The following is an 18,470-nucleotide window of genomic DNA, read 5'->3' as shown; positions in this document are numbered from 1 at the left end:
TTGTCATTTAGTTAGGTCATGGTCATGGACGTTTTTTTGCGTGATAACGCCGAGAGTTTACAGTACCTGATCTTTTTCAGCCTGTTTGCCGGGTTGGGTCTGATGGAGCTATGGCTGACAGATAAACCCGCGGCACGCGGCATCCGGTGGCGCAGCAATCTCATGCTGACTGTGTTGTGCGTATTGACCCTCGGTGTTCTGCCCGTGAGTGCCCTTATGGCCGCAGATTATGCTGCAGAACGCGGAACTGGCCTTTTGAACGACCCATTGATCCCGGCTGGACTCGCGATTGCTGCAGGCATCCTCTTACGTAGTCTCTTATCTTATATGATTCACATCGCGTTCCATAAAGCGCCCTGGCTGTGGCGGCTGCACGCCGTCCATCACACCGACACAGACATGGATGTGACAACGGCGGTGCGGATGCATCCCGTAGAGTTCATCATCTCGGCGGCGCTGATCCTGCCGTGCGTGGTCGCCTTCGGGATTCCAGTGGAAGCGGTGATTCTCTATGAAATCCTCGATTCCGGTATGGCGGTATTCACCCATACTAACGTGCGCTTGCCAAAGCCTGTGGACCGCGCCTTGCGCTGGGGTCTTGTCACGCCTGCGATGCATCGCATTCATCATTCAAACTGGCAGGCCGAGACGGATAGCAACTTTGGCGCAACATTTTCTTTTTGGGATCGGATGTTCGGTACCTATCGCGCGACCGCGCGGGACGGCGAGGCGCCTACCCACCTGGGGCTGGAATCTGTTAGCCCACAGCAAAGCGAAAGTATTGCCTGGCTTTTGGCGCTGCCGCTCGCTGGACTGCCCGTATCCCAGCCAAACGCAGCCTCGACCGCGGAGGTATGACCTCGTGGCAAAACCTCAAACCTTAGACGCTGTCATCCGGTCTATCCGCGCCTGCTTTAACCGTCTGAAAGCCACAGGAGACGCGCTGCACGCAGATGTAGGAATCACGTCTGCCATGCGCGCCGTAATGGAGAGCCTTGCGGAAGGCGGAGCGCAAACCGTTCCGGATGTTGCCAAAAACAAACGTGTCAGCCGTCAACACATTCAAACCCTCGCGGATCAGGTGGCACAGGCTGGTTTGCTAACATTTAAAAAAAACCCCAGTCACAAACGCTCCTCCCTGATGGGCTTAACCGCGAACGGCAAACGCGCCTTTGCGGCCATGAAAGACCGGGAGGTGGTTGCGCTCCAGGAATTGGCAACCGTCGTGCCAGAGAAGGACTTGGTCGTGACGTTGCGCACGTTGAATAAATTACAAACCGCTCTTGATGAGCGATTAGCCACCGAAGGAGAAGATCAAGATGACTAACTTAGAAACACCATTACATAAACGTGGCTATGGCCGTATTCTCGCGATCATGGGCCTGACTCTGCTGATTGGCGCTGTGCTGGTTCTGTGGGGTTGGAACACCGTTGCAGCTGGCTTACTCGGAGCCCCTGAAGCCCGTTTTGTTCATGCGTTAGCGCTTCAAGCTGCCTTATTCGGCTTAGCCCTGCCCTTCACGTGGAACAGACGCGCTGTGCGCGATGAGCAGAATTAATCCCTCTGGCGGCGGTCTTGTTCCAGGCGGCGTTCCAGCGCTTCAATGTACAGATCAACAATCCGCAGTCGGGCGTAGCGTTTTGAATTGGCGGGGATCAGGTGCCAGGGCGCCTGCCCCGTTGACGTGCGCTCGACCATGGTATGCACAGCCGCTTCGTACTGATCCCACTTCTCGCGGTTGCGCCAATCTTCGTCGGTCAATTTCCATTGTTTGTACGGGACCTTGGCGCGCTTATTGAACCGCTTGAGTTGTTCCTCCGGGGTAATGTGCAACCAGAACTTCAGAACAACGGCCCCATTGTCAGCCAGCTTAGTCTCAAACTCGTTGATCTCACCGTAAGCGCGCTGTAACGCCTCCTCGCAGATCAAACCCTCGACCCACTCAACCAGAACCCGCCCATACCAGGAGCGGTCAAACACGGTGAGCGTGCCAGCCCGGCCCAGACGCCGCCAAAACCGCCACAGGTAATGCTGGGCCTGCTCTTCATCGGTGGGCGCCGCAACGGGGACCACTTGATAATCCCGCAGGTCAATCCCGTGGGTGAGATGGCGAATGGTGCCGCCCTTCCCGGCGGCATCCCAGCCTTCAAACACCAGCACGCTTGAAATGCCAGCATCGCGCGCTTTCGCTTGAATGATACCAAGGCGCGTTTCCTGAATTTTTCTGGCCTCAGAAAACATCTCTTTTGAAACATCCGGGCTCATATCTAAGCCCCCCAAAACCGAGCTTTGAGTATCGGTCAGTTTGGGCGGCGTAACAGCCGCTTTCTTTTGTACTGATTTTTTCGCGTTTGCTTTGCGCGCGTCTAAATGCGCTTCCAGAGCACCGGCAAACATATCTATGCATGCGGCAGCGCGATGGTTGGGATCGCTGCCTTCAATCAAGTGCCACGGAGCCTGAGCGGTCGAGGTGGCCCGCAGCGCGACTTCCGCCGCCTCTACATAGTGGTCGTATTGCGCAACTTTGCGCCAATCCTGGGCATCGACGCGCCACGTTTCCAAAGGATCATCGTTGAGGTTCTTAAGTCGTTCCTGCTGTGAGTCTTTGCTGAGGTGAAACCACACTTTGAAATGCAACGCGCCTTCCGCGGCCAACGTGCTCTCGAATTTTTCAATCCGGTTCAACGCCGCGATGAAGGTCTCTTCAGTAAACAAACCCGCCATACGTTTCTTGAGGGCCGTCTCCCACCACGCATGAAAGTACAGACCAATACTTCCGGCTGGCACCAACGCCTGCCAATAGCGGTAATAAGGAGGCTGCTCCAGCTCAACGTCTGTGCGATCCCGAAACGCGTGCACGCGGATCCACCGGGGATCCATCCAATGCGTTAGCAGATTGGCCACTTGAATACGGCCAGCCCCTTTGATGCCCGTGAACTGCACAAACACCGGGCAAGGCTCGCGGCGCAACCGCTGTTGCAGGTTGATGAGCCGAATGCGCCGATCATCCTTCGCCGCATTGAAGGTCTTATCGTCCAATGTCTGGGCTTTGGAAACGGTTTCAAACATGGCGGTTTCCCCCCTCGCCTGTTTTCTGATGACTCAGCATACATGAGCCGACACCAAACCAGTCTAGGCGTCTGACAGGGACAATCCCTTGATAGGAGTCAAAGTGAGAAAAAAAGGAGAGGATCAAACAGACTTGACGGGCTGATAAAGTCAGGGTGGTGCCGCAAGCCGATCACTCGGAATGCCAGTTATCCATCATGAACTTAGAAATTTCCGGTTTGATATTGTACCAACGGGCATCGTTGTTGGTGCTGTCGATCACCACCAGCTTGTCATCCATGTTCAGCGCCCCCCAGACTTTGTTGCCAACGTACTGAGCGTCGTACTCGCCATGCATATAGTAAATGCCGCGCCCGAGCTTAGCCCAGGAACACCCTAGCTCCTCAATGGTTTCACGGACCTTGTCATCCCCCTTCTCAGGACGAAGCTGCTGGAAGGAAATAAATATATTACGGGTTTTTGCCATCCCAGGTCTCCACACTCTTTTTGCAACAGGGGCGCTGTCAATTTTCTCGACAGTTCACTGTCCGATTTTTAAGACAGGTTCGCTGCCCGTTTCTTATGATGCCCCAGCCGTATGTCAGCTCATCCCTGGGGCTTGGGTCAAGATATTGCGTTGAGCCGAAACATTTTTAGGGGGCGTTGAGGCTATAAATCAACCCCTGACGCAGTGAAGGGGGTGGTTCTACTTTTACGAGAATAGAAGGGGTTTTGGCGGCTAGCCTAGTTTTTTAGCAACCACGACAACCTGTTCGACAATCAGAGTGGTGCGGCACTTGACCCGCTCTTTCTGATCGACGGCCGCATTCATTTTCGAACGGAAGGTCTGATTGGCGGTTTTAGTAGCCTCGGCATACCCAGAAATTTCCTTGCGCGCGGCGGCTTCAAAGACGCGCATGGCTTCGTTGAGATCACTCTCTGTAAAGTCCACGGGCACAAAAGCATCATCATCGCCCGCGTACGTGGCAATCACCCGCTGAAGGCGCTCAACCGCAGCAGCCACTTCCGCAGGTGGATTGCGCTGACTGAGAATATGAAGGGCCTGGGTGACCGTATCCGCTTGTTTACTTGGAATCATAGGCTTACCCGGTGGTGGAAGAGGCTAAAGTAACAAGATAATGACAGTCTTTATCACCGCCTCACGTGCCAAGACAAGGCCAGGACTACAGCAGGACAACAGCAAGACAAGGGGCCGGGCCCGCTTGGCCGTTACCCGTTGATCGCCGGTTTATCCGGCAGGTTGAACAAGCGAATAGCATTATCGCGGAGCACTTTCTTTTTCGGAATGTCGCGAAACCCATGACCATCGACTTCCTGAATAGCCCGGCGCGGATCAACCACAGGGAAATCGGTGCCGAACAAAAACTTATCCTGGCCATACGTGTTGGCGTAATGCACCACCGCGGGCGGCCAATACTTGGGTGCATAGGCATCCCCGGCCATGTAAACGTTCTCGTGTTTCCAGCACATGGCGATCATTTCCTCGGCCCAGGGCGTGCCGAGATGAATGCCGATGATTTTCAGCTCTGGGAAATCAATCGCCACTTGATCCAGCGTGATCGGGCGGCCGACCGACGGCAGGCGACGGTCTTTGGAATAAATCAGGTTCTGGCCCACTTGCAGCATGATCGGAATATCCAGCTCGCAACACTTGGCGTAGGTTGGATAAATCTGGGCAGCGTCCGGGGCCATGGCAAACCAATGGGGATACCAATGCGCGCCAACGAAACCATAATCTTTGACGGCTGTTTCCAACTCGCGCAGCTGTGTCATGCCTTTGGTCGGATCAATCCCCGCCAGACCGGAAAAACGGTCCGGGTGCTTTTGCACCACTTCGGCGACACGCTCATAGGTGATCTCGGTTGAGCCTTTGACGTTGAGATCTCCACACCGCACCGCGATCAGGAACGAACGGTCGATGCCTACCTCATCCATCAGCTTGAGGTAATCCTCGATCTCCACGCCCTGACGGATGGATCCGTCCTGGCGGACCTTTTCCTGGAAAGAGGAATCGGAGGAGATGCGCCCTTCCTCAAACTCACGCGGCGTGCGGATGTTGACGACAATATCAATAGCGCCAATGCGGTCTGACATAGGCCCCCCAGAACAAATGGTGTTACCCATCGTGCTTAAGGGGCTGGGGCAAAAGGGTCAAGACGCTGAAGGGCTCCGCACAGGTAAGACCACCGGGTTACACGCCGTTACCAAAAAAACCTGAGCTGGACACATTCTGAACACAACTTGGACCTAGCGTTTTGCTGCGATGTTCAGACGCTATAGCTTTGGAGGGTCTCCTGATGTTCAAACACTTTGCCTTTAAACAGCTGGCTCTGCCCCTGGCGGCAGTCATGATGGTCACATCTGTGCCGCACGCCAGTGCCGCCAGAAATGTCGTCTGGCGGGATAGCCCCGGCACAACCGTGATCGTCAAACAGACCCGTGTGGTCCCCGTAAAGTATGTACACAGTCGACCGTGGCGCAGCGACCGGCACCAGCGGTATGGGCGTTATAACAGGCGCTATTATGGCTATGGCCACTACACTACAGACAATGACGCCCTTGTGTTTTTAGGACTCGCTGCCGTGACACTGGCCATTCTCAACTCGGCGACTGAATCCCAGCAACGCGCCCATGAGCAATCCATGATCGAAGCCACCCGGGCCACCCGGGGTGAAACCATCACCTGGAATGACGGCCCCCAGTCAGGCAGCGTAACGGTCTTGCGCACAGGCACGGCTCCCAGCGGCCAGCCCTGTCGTGAATTCAGCCAGGCGGTGACCATTGGGGGCCGCAGCGAAACGGCCTATGGCATTGCCTGCCTTCAACCCGACGGCGCCTGGCGCATCGTTGATTGAGCCTCGTTTACTGAGCCTCATATTACTTTTAAGGAAGAACATTTTGACGTCTAAGATGAACGTGCTCGCTCGCACAGCCGTTATGGCAAGTATCACTGCCCTCCTGTTCTCCGCCTGCGCGTCTGATGGGCCACGCGGTAAACGCGGGGGCGGCCCAGGGGATGGAATGGGCGACAGTAACGCTCAGATGACGGAACGCGGTGGCGGTTTTGGCACTGTGGATTTCAATGCCTTATACCGCCGGACCATGGAGCAGAAAGCGAACGGTGACTGCCAGAAAACGCTGGCCCCATTGCAAACACTGGCGCACTAGGGTCCCGGCTATGAAGGGGCACAACAGGCGCTGGGTGAATGTCTTCTCCAGAACGCGGCCCCTGATGCCGTCACGGATCAACTCAACGCGCTGGTATGGCTGCGTCGCGCGGCAGAAGGGGGACGTACAGAAGCCCAAGGCGCTTTGGCCGCCGTTTATCTTGACGGACCAGACGCCTTGAGAAATCGCCCGCAGGCTTTGTTCTGGTATGCCCTATACAAAGACAATGCTTCGCGTGGCCGGGTTGCGTTTGTCGCGCTCGCATCCGCAACAGAAGCGCGTCTAAAAGCGGCATTTACCGACGCCGACATCACAGCTGTTGCAACGGACGTGGCAAGCTGGCAACCAACGGTTTGGATTCCGCCCAAAGACGCAGAGTTTACCGGGCCAGGAGGAGACGGAGCACGGTCTGGCGAACGGCGCTCACGCAGGCAGCTTCAAGAGAGCTATTAAGCCGGTTCTTGATCTGCAAGACGGAGCCTGATACCCCGTCACATGCTTCTGACCCTCGCCGCCGTTTTTGGGACTGCCTTTCTCGCCGCCACCATTCTGCCCTTCTTTTCGGAGGTCGTTGTGAGCGCCGCGCTGGCCGATGAAGATCTGAACCGTCTCGCCCTTTGGACCGCCGCAACCACCGGCAACACCTTGGGGGCTGCGGTGAACTGGGTGCTCGGCCGCTATGCCGCTCACTTTCAGGATCGCAAATGGTGGCCGGCCTCGCCCGCGCAAATGGTGAAAGGCGAAGCGTGGTTTAACAAATACGGTGTGTGGTCTTTGTTGCTGTCGTGGCTGCCTATTGGCGGCGATGCCCTGACGGTGATCGCGGGCATTTTGCGGGTGCGGTTTGATGTGTTTGTTGTACTGGTGGCGATTGGCAAAGGCGCACGTTATGCAGCCCTGATCGCCGGTGTGGATTTTGTATTGTTTTAGGTCTGGTCCTTGAGCGCCATCAACTGGCGTTTGAATTTCACATCACCGACCGTGATGTGATCGAACCCGGCTTTTTCAAAGCCCAGCTTCTCAAACAGCGGTATGGCCATAGCGCTGGCTTCCGCATGAAAGGCGTTGACGCCATCAGCGCTGGCACGGTCGAGGACATGCTGCAACAGCGCACGCCCAACCCCCTGCCCCTTGCAGTCGGGTCGAATATAGAGCGAGGTGATATGACCATCTTTGGCATACCCGCAGAAGCCCATCGGACCGGACTCATCCACCGCCACAAATGTTGTCGGGCCGAGGATAAAATCTTGAAAGCTGGTTTCCGTCGCCCGTCCCGACCACGCTTCCACTTGCGCCTCTGTATAATGTTCGGAGGCTTGCGTTTCGATAGAACTTTGAAACAACTCGACCAGGGCAACGATGTCGGTTTCTTGTGCCGGTCTAATGTCCATCCTCAGGCTCCCGGTTTGTTTGCCAGACTCAGCGCTGCGTAAACTCAAACATCTCTTCGTTGGGGCCTTTGACCAGCATCATTTTATAGGGGGCGCCGTCGCCTTTGATATCGATAGGCGGCTGAACGATTTCATAGCCCATCTCGGATAAGCGGTCATGCAGGGCGGCGATGTCATCGGTGTCATGGGTGAGCAATGAGAAGCCAAGCTTGCCTGGCTTCATGCGATCAACCAGACGCTTACCGGTGCGGTCAAAGAAATGTACGCAAAGGATTTTACCGCTGGCTTCGCCTTCATCGGCCCAGAGCAGAAAGTGAATGCGCGTGCCATGGGGCACGCCTGTGAGATCATCCACTTTATCGCGGTACTCATCTCCGGTTTCCGCATCGGCCACGGCCACAAGGCCGAGCCCTTCTTTGTAGAAGCGGCGGGTTTCCTCCAAATCACCTGCGACAACCGAGATGGTTGGAATTTCTGAGAACGGTCCATCCGGCGAACCGGGCCGCATGGAGGTCTCGGCGTGAACATGCCCGACCATAATGAGAACCGGCACCCCATCCGGGCCGGAGAACAAACATTCTTCGCTGACCGTGTCGCCGATCTGGTGTTTCACTGGCGGTGAGCGGAACTTGTAGCCCGCGTGTTCTATTTTTTCGACATAAGGCGCGATGGGGTCTTTAACGTAAAAGTCGATGGCTTTGACGCCCACATCGGTGCCGGAGTCGGCGTTCTCATCGCCAAAGTCGAGTCGGACTTTCTCATGCGCGATGGGTTGATACTGGATCAACCGCAACCAGCCGAGCGGATAGCCCTTGCAGGATAGCTCAGCAAAACGCCCGGAAATGCCAGACGGCAGTCCCCAGGCCGACAACAAAGAGCCGGATAAATGGCCCTCACGCTCGACCTTAAGCTCCATGATATTGCGGAACAGTCCCAGAGCCCGGTCCAGATCGGTGACCCCAACCGTCGCCATCCGCATTGCGCCTGCATATCCACTCTTCGCCATTCGACCGCCCCTTGTTTTATCCGCGCTGCTGATCAGCGTAGTGTGATTACATATTAAGAGAACCGCGCGGCCAGACACAACTGGTAGAACAGGGGCTGCGATGCGGAGATACGGAGGGATATATGGTGCACTTTAGATCTTGGCTGACAACATTGGCGATCGCAGGTGTCGGCCTGTGTGCTGTTGCTGTAAGCGCGCAAGAACGGGGCCAAGCCACGATAACTGAGCGTGGCCAAGCCACGATGGTTAGCGAGCGTGGCCAAGCCACGACCAGAGTTCCTCTCAACTTCGGTAGCGCCACAACCGTGGACCTGGGCAACGGGGTATACACGTTCACCAAACAGGGCGCGCGCAACATCTTTATTGTCACCGACGAAGGTGTGATCGCTACGGACCCCGTCAACCCTGACGTTGCCGACACCTATATGACCGAAATCCGTAAGGTGACCGATCAGCCGATTAAGTATCTGGTGTATTCCCACAACCATTGGGACCACGTGCGCGGCGGGCAGATTTTTAAAGACGCCGGGGCGCAAGTTGTGAGCCACCAAGCCTGCGTGAAATATTTTCATCGTGACCCCAATCCAGAGGTTGTGCTGCCAGACATCACCTTTGAAGGTCCCCGGCATGACATAACGCTGGGAGATCAAACCCTAGAGCTGCATCACTTCGGGCGGAACCACGGCGAATGCCTGGTGGTGATGCGCGTGCCGTCGATCAACGCGATCTTCCTGGTCGATCTGGTCACGCCCTATGGGGTGAGTGGAGGCTCAGGCTTGATCAATGACTTTTACCCGACGGATTGGATCCGCTCGCTGAAACAAATTGAAGCCATGGACTTTGATTATATGATTGGGGGGCACGGCCCACCAAAGGCGCCGCCCTGGGCGATTACGGAACGGCGGGAATATCTGGAAGCATTGATGGCTGCTGTGAAAGCGGAAATGGACAAAGGCACGCCGACATCAGAGTTTTATCAGGCGATTTCCCTGCCCAAGTTTCAGCACTTGCGCAACTATGACCGGCTGATGCCCCTGAATGCGGAACGCTTCCGCACCTATTATATTTTGGGCTGGTAGGGGTGAGAATGATGACGGTTCTAAAATCCATATCCACCGTGATCCTGTTCGCGGGCTTTTTATCAGGCTGCACGACGCCTCAAGGTTCCGATTCGCCACCCGGTCCGCCCACACCATTCGGCACGTTTAGCGCTGTCACCACGGACCTGGGAGATGGCCTGTACACCATCAGCACCGGAGGCTATCGCACCGTTGCCCTGGTGGGGGATGACGGTGTGCTGGTCGGCGATCCGGTGAGCACGCCCGCGGCCAAACAAATCCTTAGTGAGATTCGCAAGATCACAGACAAACCCATTCTCTATGTTGTGTATTCCCACAATCATTGGGATCACGCCTTGGGCGGCCAGGTTTTTAAAGACGAGGGCGCCGAGATTTGGAGCCATGAAGCCTGCCTGCCGCATTTTTATCGCAACCCGCATCCGGACCTGGTGGTGCCGGACCGGTCTTACGAGCAAAAGCAGGTGCTGGACGTCGGCGGCGCGGTCGCCGAATTGCTATATCACGGCCCCAACCATTCGGATTGCAGCACGCACTTGTATTTTCCGGCGCACAAGATTGTACATATCGTGGATACGGTGCAGCCCTATGCGGTGTCGGGCGCCGGTGGACGCATGAACGATTCCTACCCCAAGCAGTTTGTCGCCTCGATGCAGAAGCTGGAAGATGAAGTGCCGTTCGAGCGCATGATCCCTGGCCATGGCGAACCCATCGCGCCGCGCGATGCCGTGACCACGCGGCGTGAGTATCAACAAGCGTTGCTGGATGCGGTGAAGGCGGAAATTGATAAGGGCACGCCCTTCGAGGACATTCCCGGGGCGGTCTCTTTGCCCCAGTACAAAGACTGGCAGGGCTATGATCAATACCTGGCGGCCAACGCACAACGTATGCTTATTTATTACACGATTGGGTGGTAACCATGATGAAACACATTATCGGCGCGGCGATTTTTGCGCTGGCCTTACAAAACCAAGCCTTCCAAGCCCATGCGCAGTCGCTGGACATTTTTACCAAGACCACAACGGAAGTCGCACCGGGGGTGTATTCCTACGGCGCGTTTTCAGCGCGGAGTTTGTTTGTGGTGACCGATGAGGGTGTGATTGCCACCGACCCCGTGAATTCCAAGAATGCCGCCGACATGCGTGCGGCCATCGCCGAGGTGACAGACCTGCCCGTGAAGTACGTGGTGTACAGCCATCAGCATTGGGATCACGCGCTGGGCGGGCAGATTTTTAAGGACGAAGGCGCAGAGTTCATCAGCCACGAAAAATGTATTCCGCACTGGGTGCGCCATCCCAACGACGATCTGGTGATGCCCGACCGCGTAATTCCAGGCGACAGTGAAATCATCCTCGGCGGTAAAACTTTGAAGCTGATGTACTTCGGCCCCAACCACGGCGACTGTATGCTGGTGATGCAGGTGGACGGCACCGATATTCTGTACATCAACGATCTGGTGACGCCCTATTCCGTCGGCCTCGGGTTCATGCCGGATTATGATCCGGGCGAATGGGTGCGCACCCTGCATGAACTGGAAGCCCTGGACGGCTGGACACAGTTCATCGGTGGCCACGGCATTCCCGTCGCGCCGAAAGACGCGCTGGTACAACGCCGCCGCTATATGGAAGCCTTGATGGCCGCCGTGCGCGAGGGCATAGCCGAGGGCAAACGGCTGGAAGAGCTCTACGATACGATAGAGTTGGCGCAGGAATTCCAAGAGATGCGCGGCTATGACACGCATATCCGGCGCGGCGCCGAACGCATCTATCATTTCTATACGATGGGTTGGTAAGCGCCGGGTTGGTAAGCACGAGATTGCTCAGCAGGGAATTGTATTCATGAAACAAACACTGAGCACACTCAGCATCGCGACTCTTCTTCTAGCCGCGCCAGCTATGGCTGCAGAACAAGGCCCAAGCATTGAGGAGCTGCTCAAGCCTGCGCCGAACCCAGCCTGGAATGAGTTTGCCGTCGCCGGCTATGACACCACTAAGATTGCCGATGGCGTGTACGTGTTTCGTTATACGGGCACTCGCAGCCTGTTCATGATAACCGACGATGGCGTCATCGTGACCGACCCCATCAGCCCGGCCATCGCAAAAATTTTCCGGGAGGAAGTGGCCAAGATCACCGACCAGCCGGTGAAGTATGTGGTGTATAGCCACGAGCATTGGGACCATGTACCCGGCGCGCAAATTTTTAAGGACGAAGGCGCACAAATTGTCGCCCATGAAAACTGCGCGCGGCATTTTTATGATCTGCCAAACCCAGACATTGTCATGCCGGACATTACGTTCTCGGACGACTACACACTTGAATTGGGCGGTCGCAAACTGGAGCTGCTCTACTTCGGTCCTAACCATGGCGATTGCATGGTGGTGATGCGTCCTGATCCAGGGGATTACCTGTACATCGTCGATCTGGTGACCCCGGGTGGCGCGCCCTTGGGGTTCATGCCCGACTATGCGCCGCATCATTACGTGCGCACGCTGAAAGAAATAGAGGCCATCGACTACAAAGCTATCATCGGCGGGCACGGTGCGATGCTGTCGCACCCCAGCGCCGTAACCGAGCGGCGGCAGTACCTGGAAGCTCTGATGAAAGCCACACGCGAGGCTATGGCCTCGGGCGCTAATCCGTTTGAGCTGCACAAAGTCATTCGCGTGCCGGAATTCGCCCACCTACGCGGTTACGAGTCACGCATTGAAGACAACGCGCGGCGCATGCTGGCCTTCTACGGCATTGGATGGTGAGTTTTAGAAGGTCTTAAAGTTTGGTCGGATTCGGCGCGTCGCCATAAACATCCTTCGGATCGAAGGTTTTGTCATCTTCCTTAAACTCAAGCAGTTTTGCGGCGTCTTCAACCGGAATTCCTGTAGGGATGGCCCGGTAAAAACACGACCGGTAGCCCACGTGGCAGCTGGCCCCGGAGCCTGCGACTTTCACGCGCAGCCACACCGCATCCTGATCGTCATCAATGCGCATTTCTGCGATCTCTTGGGTGAGCCCAGAGGTGGCGCCCTTGTGCCACAACGCCTGTCGACTGCGGCTCCAGTAATGAGCCTCGCCAGTTTCGATGGTTTTGGTCAGGGCTTCTTGGTTCATATAGCCGTGCATTAACAGCTCGCCCGTCTCGGCATCGGTGGTGACCACGGCAATGAGGCCATTGGCATCGAATTTAGGAGCCAGTTCTGCGCCTTCTTCGACCTGCTCGACAGTCTTACGGGCGGCAAACGGGGAATTCGTCTGGGTCATAGTTATTTTCCGCATTGTGATCCGCCTGGGCGGTCTAGGACGCCCTTGGGGGCCAAATACATCTGAAGAAGGTCTCATTTAGTCTTATATGACTAAATTCTCAAGGTAGAGCGTGCAAATCGGTAGCAGCACGGGCGTAGGGACTAGAGACTCCGCTGAAATTCCGCTAAACCCCGGCCATGACAACACTCAATCTTCATAACACCCTGACCCGGGCCAAGGCAGCCTTTCAGCCGCACGACGAGAAGCGGGTGACGATGTATGTCTGTGGCCCAACGGTCTACAGCTACGCCCATATTGGCAATGCCCGGCCCGCCGTAGTGTTTGATGTGGTGTTTAGGCTGCTCCGCCATGTCTATGGCGACGACCATGTGGTCTATGCCCGCAACATTACCGACATCGATGATAAAATTAATGCGGCGTCGAAAGAAACCGGACGGCTCATCAGCGACATTACGAAGCAGTACGCAGATATCTATCGGGCGGATATGGGGGCGCTGGGCGTTCTAAATCCAACGCATGAACCCCATGCCACCGCGCACGTTGATGAAATCATTGCCATGATCACGGTGCTGATCGAACGCGGCCATGCCTATGCGGCGGAGGACCATGTGTTGTTCGATGTGCCGTCGTTCGAAAATTATGGCCGCCTCTCCAATCGCGATCAGGATGATATGATTGCGGGCGCACGTGTTGAGGTCGCGCCTTACAAAAAAGATGCCGCTGACTTTGTGTTGTGGAAACCCTCCAGCGATGATCTGCCAGGGTGGGACAGTCCGTGGGGCCGGGGACGCCCAGGCTGGCATATTGAATGCTCGGCCATGATCGAAAAGCATTTGGGTGAGACGATAGATATTCATGGTGGCGGGCATGATTTGATTTTCCCGCACCATGAAAATGAACTGGCGCAAAGCACGTGCAGCCATGGCGGTGCTGATCTGGCGCAGGTGTGGATGCACAACGGCTTCCTGACCATGGACAAGGACAAAATGTCTAAGTCGATCGGCAACATCGTGACTGTTCAAGAGCTCCTGCAAGACCATGCGGGCGAGACCATTCGCTTTGCTCTGCTGACCGCGCACTATCGCCAGCCGCTGGACTGGTGCGATGATTTGCTGGCGCAAGCCAAGAGCACTTTGGACCGGCTGTATGGCACGCTGGACAATCTCGCGCACATCAATGCTCCAAAAGCGGCTACGCCCTCTGACGCCTTCATGAACGCGCTGAGCGATGACGTGAATACGCCCAAGGCTCTGGCGGAAATGTCAGCGCTGTGCAAAGCGGCCAATACCGCCAAGACAGATAAAGACCGCGCCCTGCTTAAAGGACAGTTGCTCGCCGCTGGCGCAGTCCTTGGCCTGCTGCAAGGTGATCCGTCGTCCTGGCTTAAAGGTGGCAGCAACGATGAAGACGCGGAAATCGATGCCATGGTTGAAGCCCGGCGTACCGCGAGAACCAATAAAGACTTTGCCGAGTCTGACCGGATCAGAGATGAGCTTCTTGCGCGCGGCATTACATTGGAAGACGGACCCAAAGGCACTAAATGGCGGCGGGGCTGTTAGATGGTCACCACCGCTGACACACGCGCTGAACTGGCCCGGTTGATTGCCTTTCCAACGGTGTCACGGGACTCCAACCTAAACCTCATAGCTTATGTTCAAGAGCGCTTGAACGAGTACGGTATTGAGTCGCGGCTGGTTCATAATGCCGAAGGCACCAAGGCCAATTTATTGGCGACCATAGGCCCCATGGTTGAAGGCGGCGTAGTGTTGTCCGGCCATACCGACGTGGTGCCGGTTGAGGATCAAGACTGGCATACCGACCCGTTTTCTCTGGTTGAAAAAGACGGCAAACTATTCGGGCGCGGCACCTGCGACATGAAGTGCTTTCTGGCCACGGCCATCGCCGCCTTACCGGATATGATTGCTGCTGATTTGCCGGTACCGATTCACTTCGCCTTTTCTTACGACGAAGAAGTTGGCTGCGCGGGCGTGCCATCGTTAATCAAACTTATTCGTGAAGAGTTACCGCTGCCGAAAGCCGTGATTGTTGGCGAACCGACCGATATGAAAGTGGTGTCTGCCCATAAAGGGGTCACCGCTGTGACAGCGGCCATTACGGGACAGGAAGCCCATTCCTCCCAAACACAATTGGGCTTTAGCGCGGTCATGGCTGCCGGGCGGCTCATTCAATGTGTCAGTGACATGAATGCAGCGAATGCGGCAGACAACAATACAAACAAAGACCCTCGTTTCGAGCCGGACCACACGACGATGACAGTAAATGTCATCAAGGGCGGTACCGCGCTGAACATTCTGGCCGGGCACTGTACACTGACCTGGGATATTCGCTCTTTGCCGGGCGATGATCCACAACAGTACATCCGTAAGTTTGAGGACTTCTGCCACGATACCGTACTGCCGGACATGCGGAAAACAGCGCCCAAAAGTGCCATCGATATTCAGGTGCGTGCTGGCACCCCGGCCCTTCAGTTCGAAAGCGACTCGGAGGCCGAACGCCTGTGCCGGCAGCTGACGGGAGACAATGCAACCCGCGCTGTGAGCTTTGCCGCCGAGGCCGGACAATTCCAGGAAAGTGGGCTCTCAACGGTCATTTGTGGCCCTGGATCTATTGCCCAGGCTCATCAACCCAATGAATTCATCACGTTAGAGCAGGTGGATCTGGGGACTCGGTTCATGAGCGATTTGATCGAAAAGCTGGCAAAGTAGGTCGAATTCACGCTTAAAATGACTAATCGATCGGTCGAGCAGGAGCGTGATCATGAGAAAACTGACAATCGTTGCCGCTGCACTCACAGCGTACTGCGCGAGCGTTACTGTGCAAGCGGCTGAAGAGCCAGTGCAGAACGAGCAGGCCATGCCGACCGGCGACTGGCGCGTGATCATCGATACGCCCATCGGCGAGATGCCGTTCATCATGGAACTCTCCAATGAGGGTGAAACGTGGCAAGCGACCTTTATCAATGGCCCAGAACGCATGGCCGCTGAAACCACCACAGTGCGCGGCACGTCTTTGGTCATTGAATTTCCATCCTACGGACACAGCATCTCCAGTGTGATTATCAAAGACGGACAGATGCAAGGCACCATGCAATTCAAACGGCCCGATGGTTACACGGTTGTGCCCTTCACGGCAGAGCATGGTCAAAGCCATCGCTTCTTTGTCGACGCTGTTGCACCCGCCGAAAATCTTGCAGGACGCTGGGCCCTCACCCAGATCAACAGCGCGTTTTCAACCGAGCCTCGGGTTGGGCTGCTGGAACTTAACGATGATGGCTCCGTCGTTGTTGGGGCTTCCATGGTAACAACCGGAGACTCCCGCTTTCTGACGGGAGAACTGCGGGGCACAGAACTGTACCTGTCGACCTTTTACGGCGGCGGCGGGGCGTTGTGGCGTGGCACATTGAATGAAGATGGAACCTTATCCGGCCAAAACTACTCTCTCACAGGACAGTTCACAGCGGATTGGTCCGCCAAAAGGGATGCGACCGCCGCATTGGATGATGCAACCAAGCTTACCTATATCAAAGACGGCTACGATGGGCTGGCGTTTTCCTTCCCAGACCTAGACGGCAACCTAGTGTCGCTGTCGGATGCACGATTTGAAAACAAGGTCGTGGTGATCACCATTGGCGGCAGCTGGTGCCCGACCTGCCATGATGAGACCGCGTTCTTCTCGCCCTATTTCAATGAGAATAAGGATCGTGGCTTAGAAGCTGTGGGACTGATGTATGAATACTCGCCAGTGTTTGAGGATGCGGTAAAAGCCTGCCGCCGTTACGAGCGCCGCTATGAGGTGCAGTACCCCATGCTGATAGCCGGCACGATGGACAAGGAAGCCGCAGCCAAAACCCTACCCATGATCAACGCTGTGTTGGTCTATCCGACCATGATCTTCGTCGATCGTACGGGCGCTGTTAGGCATATTCATACTGGGTTTCCAGGTCCTGCCACAGGGGAGCATCACGAAAAATTTAAGCGCGATTTTTACAAGCTGATGGACGCATTACTGGCGGAAGACGTCTGATAGAACGAGACCCACGCAGACAGAGAAACGGCGCAGACTGACATTCAATCTGCGCCGTTTTGTGTTTAGAGCCGTGAAAGTTTAGGCCGGCTTGGTGCCGAGGACGTTATACCGGCTGCGCCACGCGGCTGGGCCTTCATCGACCACGTCAAAGCCGGTCTTGCGCATTTCACCATTGAAATCGACTGAGTTGTATTCCAAACGCCAGACTTCTTCATTCCAGCGATGATCACGCCAAGAGCCAAAGCGACCGTAAGCGTTGGCTGACCGACCACGCCCGGCTCCGGTTTCAAAATCAATCGGGAAGTAGACGCCACCCGGACGCAGCACACGGAAAGCCTCGTTGATGATGTCTTTGGTTTCCTTAGCCGGCACTTCGTGGTGCAAGATGTAAGACGTCACAATATCGAAGTAGCCGTCTTCAAACTTGGTATCTTCGGCCAAGCCTTGACGGAAGTTGGCGCCAATCCCTAAATCCACGCAGCGCATGTGGGCGTAGCGAACCATGGGACCACCGATATCGATGCCCCAGACTTCGGCGTCCGGGAAGCGTTCTTTAAGGGCGGCGGTCAGTTGACCGGTGCCGCAACCCATATCGAGGATGCGCATGACCTTGCCGTCTTTAGGGGTGGCCATCTGGGCAGCAAGATTGCGATGAATCTCATCCTGATAATTCTCCGCCCGATAAAAGTTGTTGGTGCCGTAGTGATACATATGGCCCGCAAAGGCATCACCGACATATCCACCGGGTTGAATGTGGATTTCGTACTTGGTGTAGTCGGGAATCTCCATGTCCGGATTTAGCTCTAACTTGCCGGGGCCAGTCTGATCGGTAGCCTCCATCTCAGCCAGATAGGTTTCTGCATTTTCATGATAATGCAGTTGCAGTGCTTTCCACATCAATTGCTGACCGCTGGTGCGCAGCCGCCCTGAGGTTCCGATATAGGTGTCGTTCTCGACCAAGGGAAAAATCTTTTCCAGGGGGATATCGTCTTTCGGATCAAGCCCTGCATCGGTCAACGCCTGATTGAAACGCTCACGGGCGACGCGGCCAGAGGCACTGCCCGACCAGATGCGAAGACCGGTCAAGAAATTGTCATAACTTTCCAGGTCGAGCTTGGGCAGGCGCTCCAAACGCTTGTCGGTGCCACGGGGTTCAACATCACCGGGAAAGATAGACATGGGTGCTGGCGTTGCGGACGCAGACTTAGATCCAAACACCGCGCCAATAGCGGAAGCCACAGCAGCAGATGCCCCAAAGAGTGTGCGACGGTCGATCATGGGATGACCTCCTTGTTCCTGAATTGCTATTGAGACTTACCGGTTTTCGCGGGTGAAGGCGGCCGACACCGGCAGATCCCCTTCACGCAGCAGCGGTGAGTAGGTCAGATCGATAAAGCGATCACGGTCCTTCTGCCATTCCGCTTCTTGCTCGGCGGTGGGCATAAAGGTTTCGA

Annotated in this window: 22 protein-coding genes; 14 read left to right on the top strand and 8 right to left on the bottom strand. The window is 55.8% G+C overall.

Features of this window, described 5'->3' with window-relative positions:
- Positions 1 to 24 precede the first annotated feature (24 nt).
- From RIC29_17695 to RIC29_17685, 3 genes are read left to right on the top strand one after another with little or no spacing between them, the layout of a single operon-like run.
- On the top strand, positions 25 to 858 hold the full coding sequence (locus RIC29_17695; GenBank protein MEQ8736760.1) for a sterol desaturase family protein: 834 nt from the start codon (positions 25 to 27) through the stop codon (positions 856 to 858).
- A gap of 4 nt (positions 859 to 862) precedes the next feature.
- On the top strand, positions 863 to 1,327 hold the full coding sequence (locus RIC29_17690) for a MarR family winged helix-turn-helix transcriptional regulator (GenBank protein MEQ8736759.1): 465 nt from the start codon (positions 863 to 865) through the stop codon (positions 1,325 to 1,327).
- On the top strand, positions 1,320 to 1,559 hold the full coding sequence (locus RIC29_17685; protein MEQ8736758.1) for a hypothetical protein: 240 nt from the start codon (positions 1,320 to 1,322) through the stop codon (positions 1,557 to 1,559). The genes RIC29_17690 and RIC29_17685 overlap by 8 nt, the downstream gene beginning before the upstream one ends.
- Here the strand turns inward: RIC29_17685 and pap are convergent.
- The 4 genes from pap to RIC29_17665 all read right to left on the bottom strand — a co-directional run bounded on the left by pap (position 1,556) and on the right by RIC29_17665 (position 5,164).
- Positions 1,556 to 3,070, bottom strand: a complete 1,515-nt coding sequence (pap, locus tag RIC29_17680; protein MEQ8736757.1) for a polyphosphate:AMP phosphotransferase — start codon at positions 3,068 to 3,070, stop codon at positions 1,556 to 1,558. The genes RIC29_17685 and pap overlap by 4 nt on opposite strands.
- 172 nt (positions 3,071 to 3,242) lie before the next feature.
- A complete protein-coding gene (locus RIC29_17675) occupies positions 3,243 to 3,536 on the bottom strand; it encodes a hypothetical protein (protein ID MEQ8736756.1) in 294 nt (97 codons plus the stop codon).
- 252 nt (positions 3,537 to 3,788) lie between these two features.
- A complete protein-coding gene (locus tag RIC29_17670) occupies positions 3,789 to 4,148 on the bottom strand; it encodes a hypothetical protein (protein ID MEQ8736755.1) in 360 nt (119 codons plus the stop codon).
- A gap of 131 nt (positions 4,149 to 4,279) precedes the next feature.
- The gene (locus RIC29_17665) at positions 4,280 to 5,164 is read right to left on the bottom strand and encodes an amidohydrolase family protein (GenBank protein MEQ8736754.1); all 885 of its coding nucleotides are present in this window, start codon (positions 5,162 to 5,164) and stop codon (positions 4,280 to 4,282) included.
- A gap of 203 nt (positions 5,165 to 5,367) precedes the next feature.
- On the opposite strand from RIC29_17665, the gene RIC29_17660 reads away from it, so the two are divergent.
- The 4 genes from RIC29_17660 (at position 5,368) to RIC29_17645 (ending at position 7,168) form a co-directional block, all read left to right on the top strand.
- The gene (locus RIC29_17660) at positions 5,368 to 5,925 is read left to right on the top strand and encodes a hypothetical protein (protein MEQ8736753.1); all 558 of its coding nucleotides are present in this window, start codon (positions 5,368 to 5,370) and stop codon (positions 5,923 to 5,925) included.
- A 43-nt stretch (positions 5,926 to 5,968) separates the two neighbouring features.
- Positions 5,969 to 6,238: a hypothetical protein gene (locus tag RIC29_17655; GenBank protein MEQ8736752.1), complete on the top strand. Its 270-nt coding sequence runs from the start codon at positions 5,969 to 5,971 to the stop codon at positions 6,236 to 6,238.
- A gap of 177 nt (positions 6,239 to 6,415) precedes the next feature.
- Positions 6,416 to 6,691 (top strand): hypothetical protein, encoded by a 276-nt coding sequence (locus RIC29_17650; protein ID MEQ8736751.1) that lies wholly within the window; start codon positions 6,416 to 6,418, stop codon positions 6,689 to 6,691.
- 42 nt (positions 6,692 to 6,733) lie between these two features.
- Positions 6,734 to 7,168 (top strand): YqaA family protein, encoded by a 435-nt coding sequence (locus tag RIC29_17645; protein ID MEQ8736750.1) that lies wholly within the window; start codon positions 6,734 to 6,736, stop codon positions 7,166 to 7,168.
- On the opposite strand, the gene RIC29_17640 is transcribed toward RIC29_17645, so the two are convergent.
- A complete protein-coding gene (locus tag RIC29_17640) occupies positions 7,165 to 7,629 on the bottom strand; it encodes a GNAT family N-acetyltransferase (GenBank protein ID MEQ8736749.1) in 465 nt (154 codons plus the stop codon). The two genes, RIC29_17645 and RIC29_17640, sit on opposite strands and share 4 nt — an antisense overlap.
- 28 nt (positions 7,630 to 7,657) lie before the next feature.
- Positions 7,658 to 8,635 carry a VOC family protein gene (locus tag RIC29_17635; GenBank protein ID MEQ8736748.1) on the bottom strand — a complete coding sequence of 326 codons (978 nt, stop codon included), beginning with the start codon at positions 8,633 to 8,635 and terminating at the stop codon, positions 7,658 to 7,660.
- A gap of 122 nt (positions 8,636 to 8,757) precedes the next feature.
- Between RIC29_17635 and RIC29_17630 the strand changes: the two genes are divergently transcribed.
- From RIC29_17630 to RIC29_17615, 4 genes are read left to right on the top strand one after another with little or no spacing between them, the layout of a single operon-like run.
- Positions 8,758 to 9,714: an MBL fold metallo-hydrolase gene (locus RIC29_17630; GenBank protein ID MEQ8736747.1), complete on the top strand. Its 957-nt coding sequence runs from the start codon at positions 8,758 to 8,760 to the stop codon at positions 9,712 to 9,714.
- Between the two features lie 8 nt (positions 9,715 to 9,722).
- Positions 9,723 to 10,628, top strand: a complete 906-nt coding sequence (locus RIC29_17625) for an MBL fold metallo-hydrolase (GenBank protein ID MEQ8736746.1) — start codon at positions 9,723 to 9,725, stop codon at positions 10,626 to 10,628.
- A gap of 2 nt (positions 10,629 to 10,630) precedes the next feature.
- Positions 10,631 to 11,503, top strand: a complete 873-nt coding sequence (locus RIC29_17620) for an MBL fold metallo-hydrolase (GenBank protein MEQ8736745.1) — start codon at positions 10,631 to 10,633, stop codon at positions 11,501 to 11,503.
- Entirely contained in the window at positions 11,442 to 12,464 is a 1,023-nt protein-coding gene (locus tag RIC29_17615) for an MBL fold metallo-hydrolase (protein MEQ8736744.1), read from the top strand. The genes RIC29_17620 and RIC29_17615 overlap by 62 nt, the downstream gene beginning before the upstream one ends.
- A 13-nt stretch (positions 12,465 to 12,477) precedes the next feature.
- Here RIC29_17615 and hisI read toward each other — a convergent pair whose 3' ends face one another.
- Entirely contained in the window at positions 12,478 to 12,966 is a 489-nt protein-coding gene (hisI, locus tag RIC29_17610) for a phosphoribosyl-AMP cyclohydrolase (protein ID MEQ8736743.1), read from the bottom strand.
- Positions 12,967 to 13,145: 179 nt separating this feature from the next.
- Here hisI and cysS point away from each other — a divergent pair, with 179 nt between their 5' ends.
- From cysS to RIC29_17595, 3 genes are read left to right on the top strand one after another with little or no spacing between them, the layout of a single operon-like run.
- The gene (gene cysS / locus RIC29_17605; GenBank protein ID MEQ8736742.1) at positions 13,146 to 14,528 is read left to right on the top strand and encodes a cysteine--tRNA ligase; all 1,383 of its coding nucleotides are present in this window, start codon (positions 13,146 to 13,148) and stop codon (positions 14,526 to 14,528) included.
- The gene (argE, locus tag RIC29_17600) at positions 14,529 to 15,695 is read left to right on the top strand and encodes an acetylornithine deacetylase (GenBank protein ID MEQ8736741.1); all 1,167 of its coding nucleotides are present in this window, start codon (positions 14,529 to 14,531) and stop codon (positions 15,693 to 15,695) included.
- Positions 15,696 to 15,747: 52 nt separating this feature from the next.
- Positions 15,748 to 17,013 carry a TlpA disulfide reductase family protein gene (locus tag RIC29_17595; protein ID MEQ8736740.1) on the top strand — a complete coding sequence of 422 codons (1,266 nt, stop codon included), beginning with the start codon at positions 15,748 to 15,750 and terminating at the stop codon, positions 17,011 to 17,013.
- Positions 17,014 to 17,094: 81 nt separating this feature from the next.
- Here RIC29_17595 and RIC29_17590 read toward each other — a convergent pair whose 3' ends face one another.
- Positions 17,095 to 18,294 carry a class I SAM-dependent methyltransferase gene (locus RIC29_17590; protein ID MEQ8736739.1) on the bottom strand — a complete coding sequence of 400 codons (1,200 nt, stop codon included), beginning with the start codon at positions 18,292 to 18,294 and terminating at the stop codon, positions 17,095 to 17,097.
- Positions 18,295 to 18,470 lie beyond the last annotated feature (176 nt).

The organism is Rhodospirillaceae bacterium (assembly GCA_040219235.1).
Classification (GTDB): Bacteria; Pseudomonadota; Alphaproteobacteria; order Rhodospirillales; family Rhodospirillaceae; genus WLXB01.
Note: the sequence above shows the minus strand (reverse complement) of the source record. Positions and strands in the feature narration are given on the sequence as shown.

Coding starts and splice junctions, on each gene's coding strand:
- RIC29_17695 (MEQ8736760.1), top strand. CDS start 25: ATGGACGTTTTTTTGCGTGATAACGCCGAGAGTTTACAGTACCTGATC.
- RIC29_17685 (MEQ8736758.1), top strand. CDS start 1,320: ATGACTAACTTAGAAACACCATTACATAAACGTGGCTATGGCCGTATT.
- pap (MEQ8736757.1), bottom strand. CDS start 3,070: ATGTTTGAAACCGTTTCCAAAGCCCAGACATTGGACGATAAGACCTTC.
- RIC29_17675 (MEQ8736756.1), bottom strand. CDS start 3,536: ATGGCAAAAACCCGTAATATATTTATTTCCTTCCAGCAGCTTCGTCCT.
- RIC29_17670 (MEQ8736755.1), bottom strand. CDS start 4,148: ATGATTCCAAGTAAACAAGCGGATACGGTCACCCAGGCCCTTCATATT.
- RIC29_17665 (MEQ8736754.1), bottom strand. CDS start 5,164: ATGTCAGACCGCATTGGCGCTATTGATATTGTCGTCAACATCCGCACG.
- RIC29_17660 (MEQ8736753.1), top strand. CDS start 5,368: ATGTTCAAACACTTTGCCTTTAAACAGCTGGCTCTGCCCCTGGCGGCA.
- RIC29_17645 (MEQ8736750.1), top strand. CDS start 6,734: ATGCTTCTGACCCTCGCCGCCGTTTTTGGGACTGCCTTTCTCGCCGCC.
- RIC29_17640 (MEQ8736749.1), bottom strand. CDS start 7,629: ATGGACATTAGACCGGCACAAGAAACCGACATCGTTGCCCTGGTCGAG.
- RIC29_17635 (MEQ8736748.1), bottom strand. CDS start 8,635: ATGGCGAAGAGTGGATATGCAGGCGCAATGCGGATGGCGACGGTTGGG.
- RIC29_17630 (MEQ8736747.1), top strand. CDS start 8,758: ATGGTGCACTTTAGATCTTGGCTGACAACATTGGCGATCGCAGGTGTC.
- RIC29_17625 (MEQ8736746.1), top strand. CDS start 9,723: ATGATGACGGTTCTAAAATCCATATCCACCGTGATCCTGTTCGCGGGC.
- RIC29_17620 (MEQ8736745.1), top strand. CDS start 10,631: ATGATGAAACACATTATCGGCGCGGCGATTTTTGCGCTGGCCTTACAA.
- RIC29_17615 (MEQ8736744.1), top strand. CDS start 11,442: ATGACACGCATATCCGGCGCGGCGCCGAACGCATCTATCATTTCTATA.
- hisI (MEQ8736743.1), bottom strand. CDS start 12,966: ATGACCCAGACGAATTCCCCGTTTGCCGCCCGTAAGACTGTCGAGCAG.
- cysS (MEQ8736742.1), top strand. CDS start 13,146: ATGACAACACTCAATCTTCATAACACCCTGACCCGGGCCAAGGCAGCC.
- argE (MEQ8736741.1), top strand. CDS start 14,529: ATGGTCACCACCGCTGACACACGCGCTGAACTGGCCCGGTTGATTGCC.
- RIC29_17595 (MEQ8736740.1), top strand. CDS start 15,748: ATGAGAAAACTGACAATCGTTGCCGCTGCACTCACAGCGTACTGCGCG.
- RIC29_17590 (MEQ8736739.1), bottom strand. CDS start 18,294: ATGATCGACCGTCGCACACTCTTTGGGGCATCTGCTGCTGTGGCTTCC.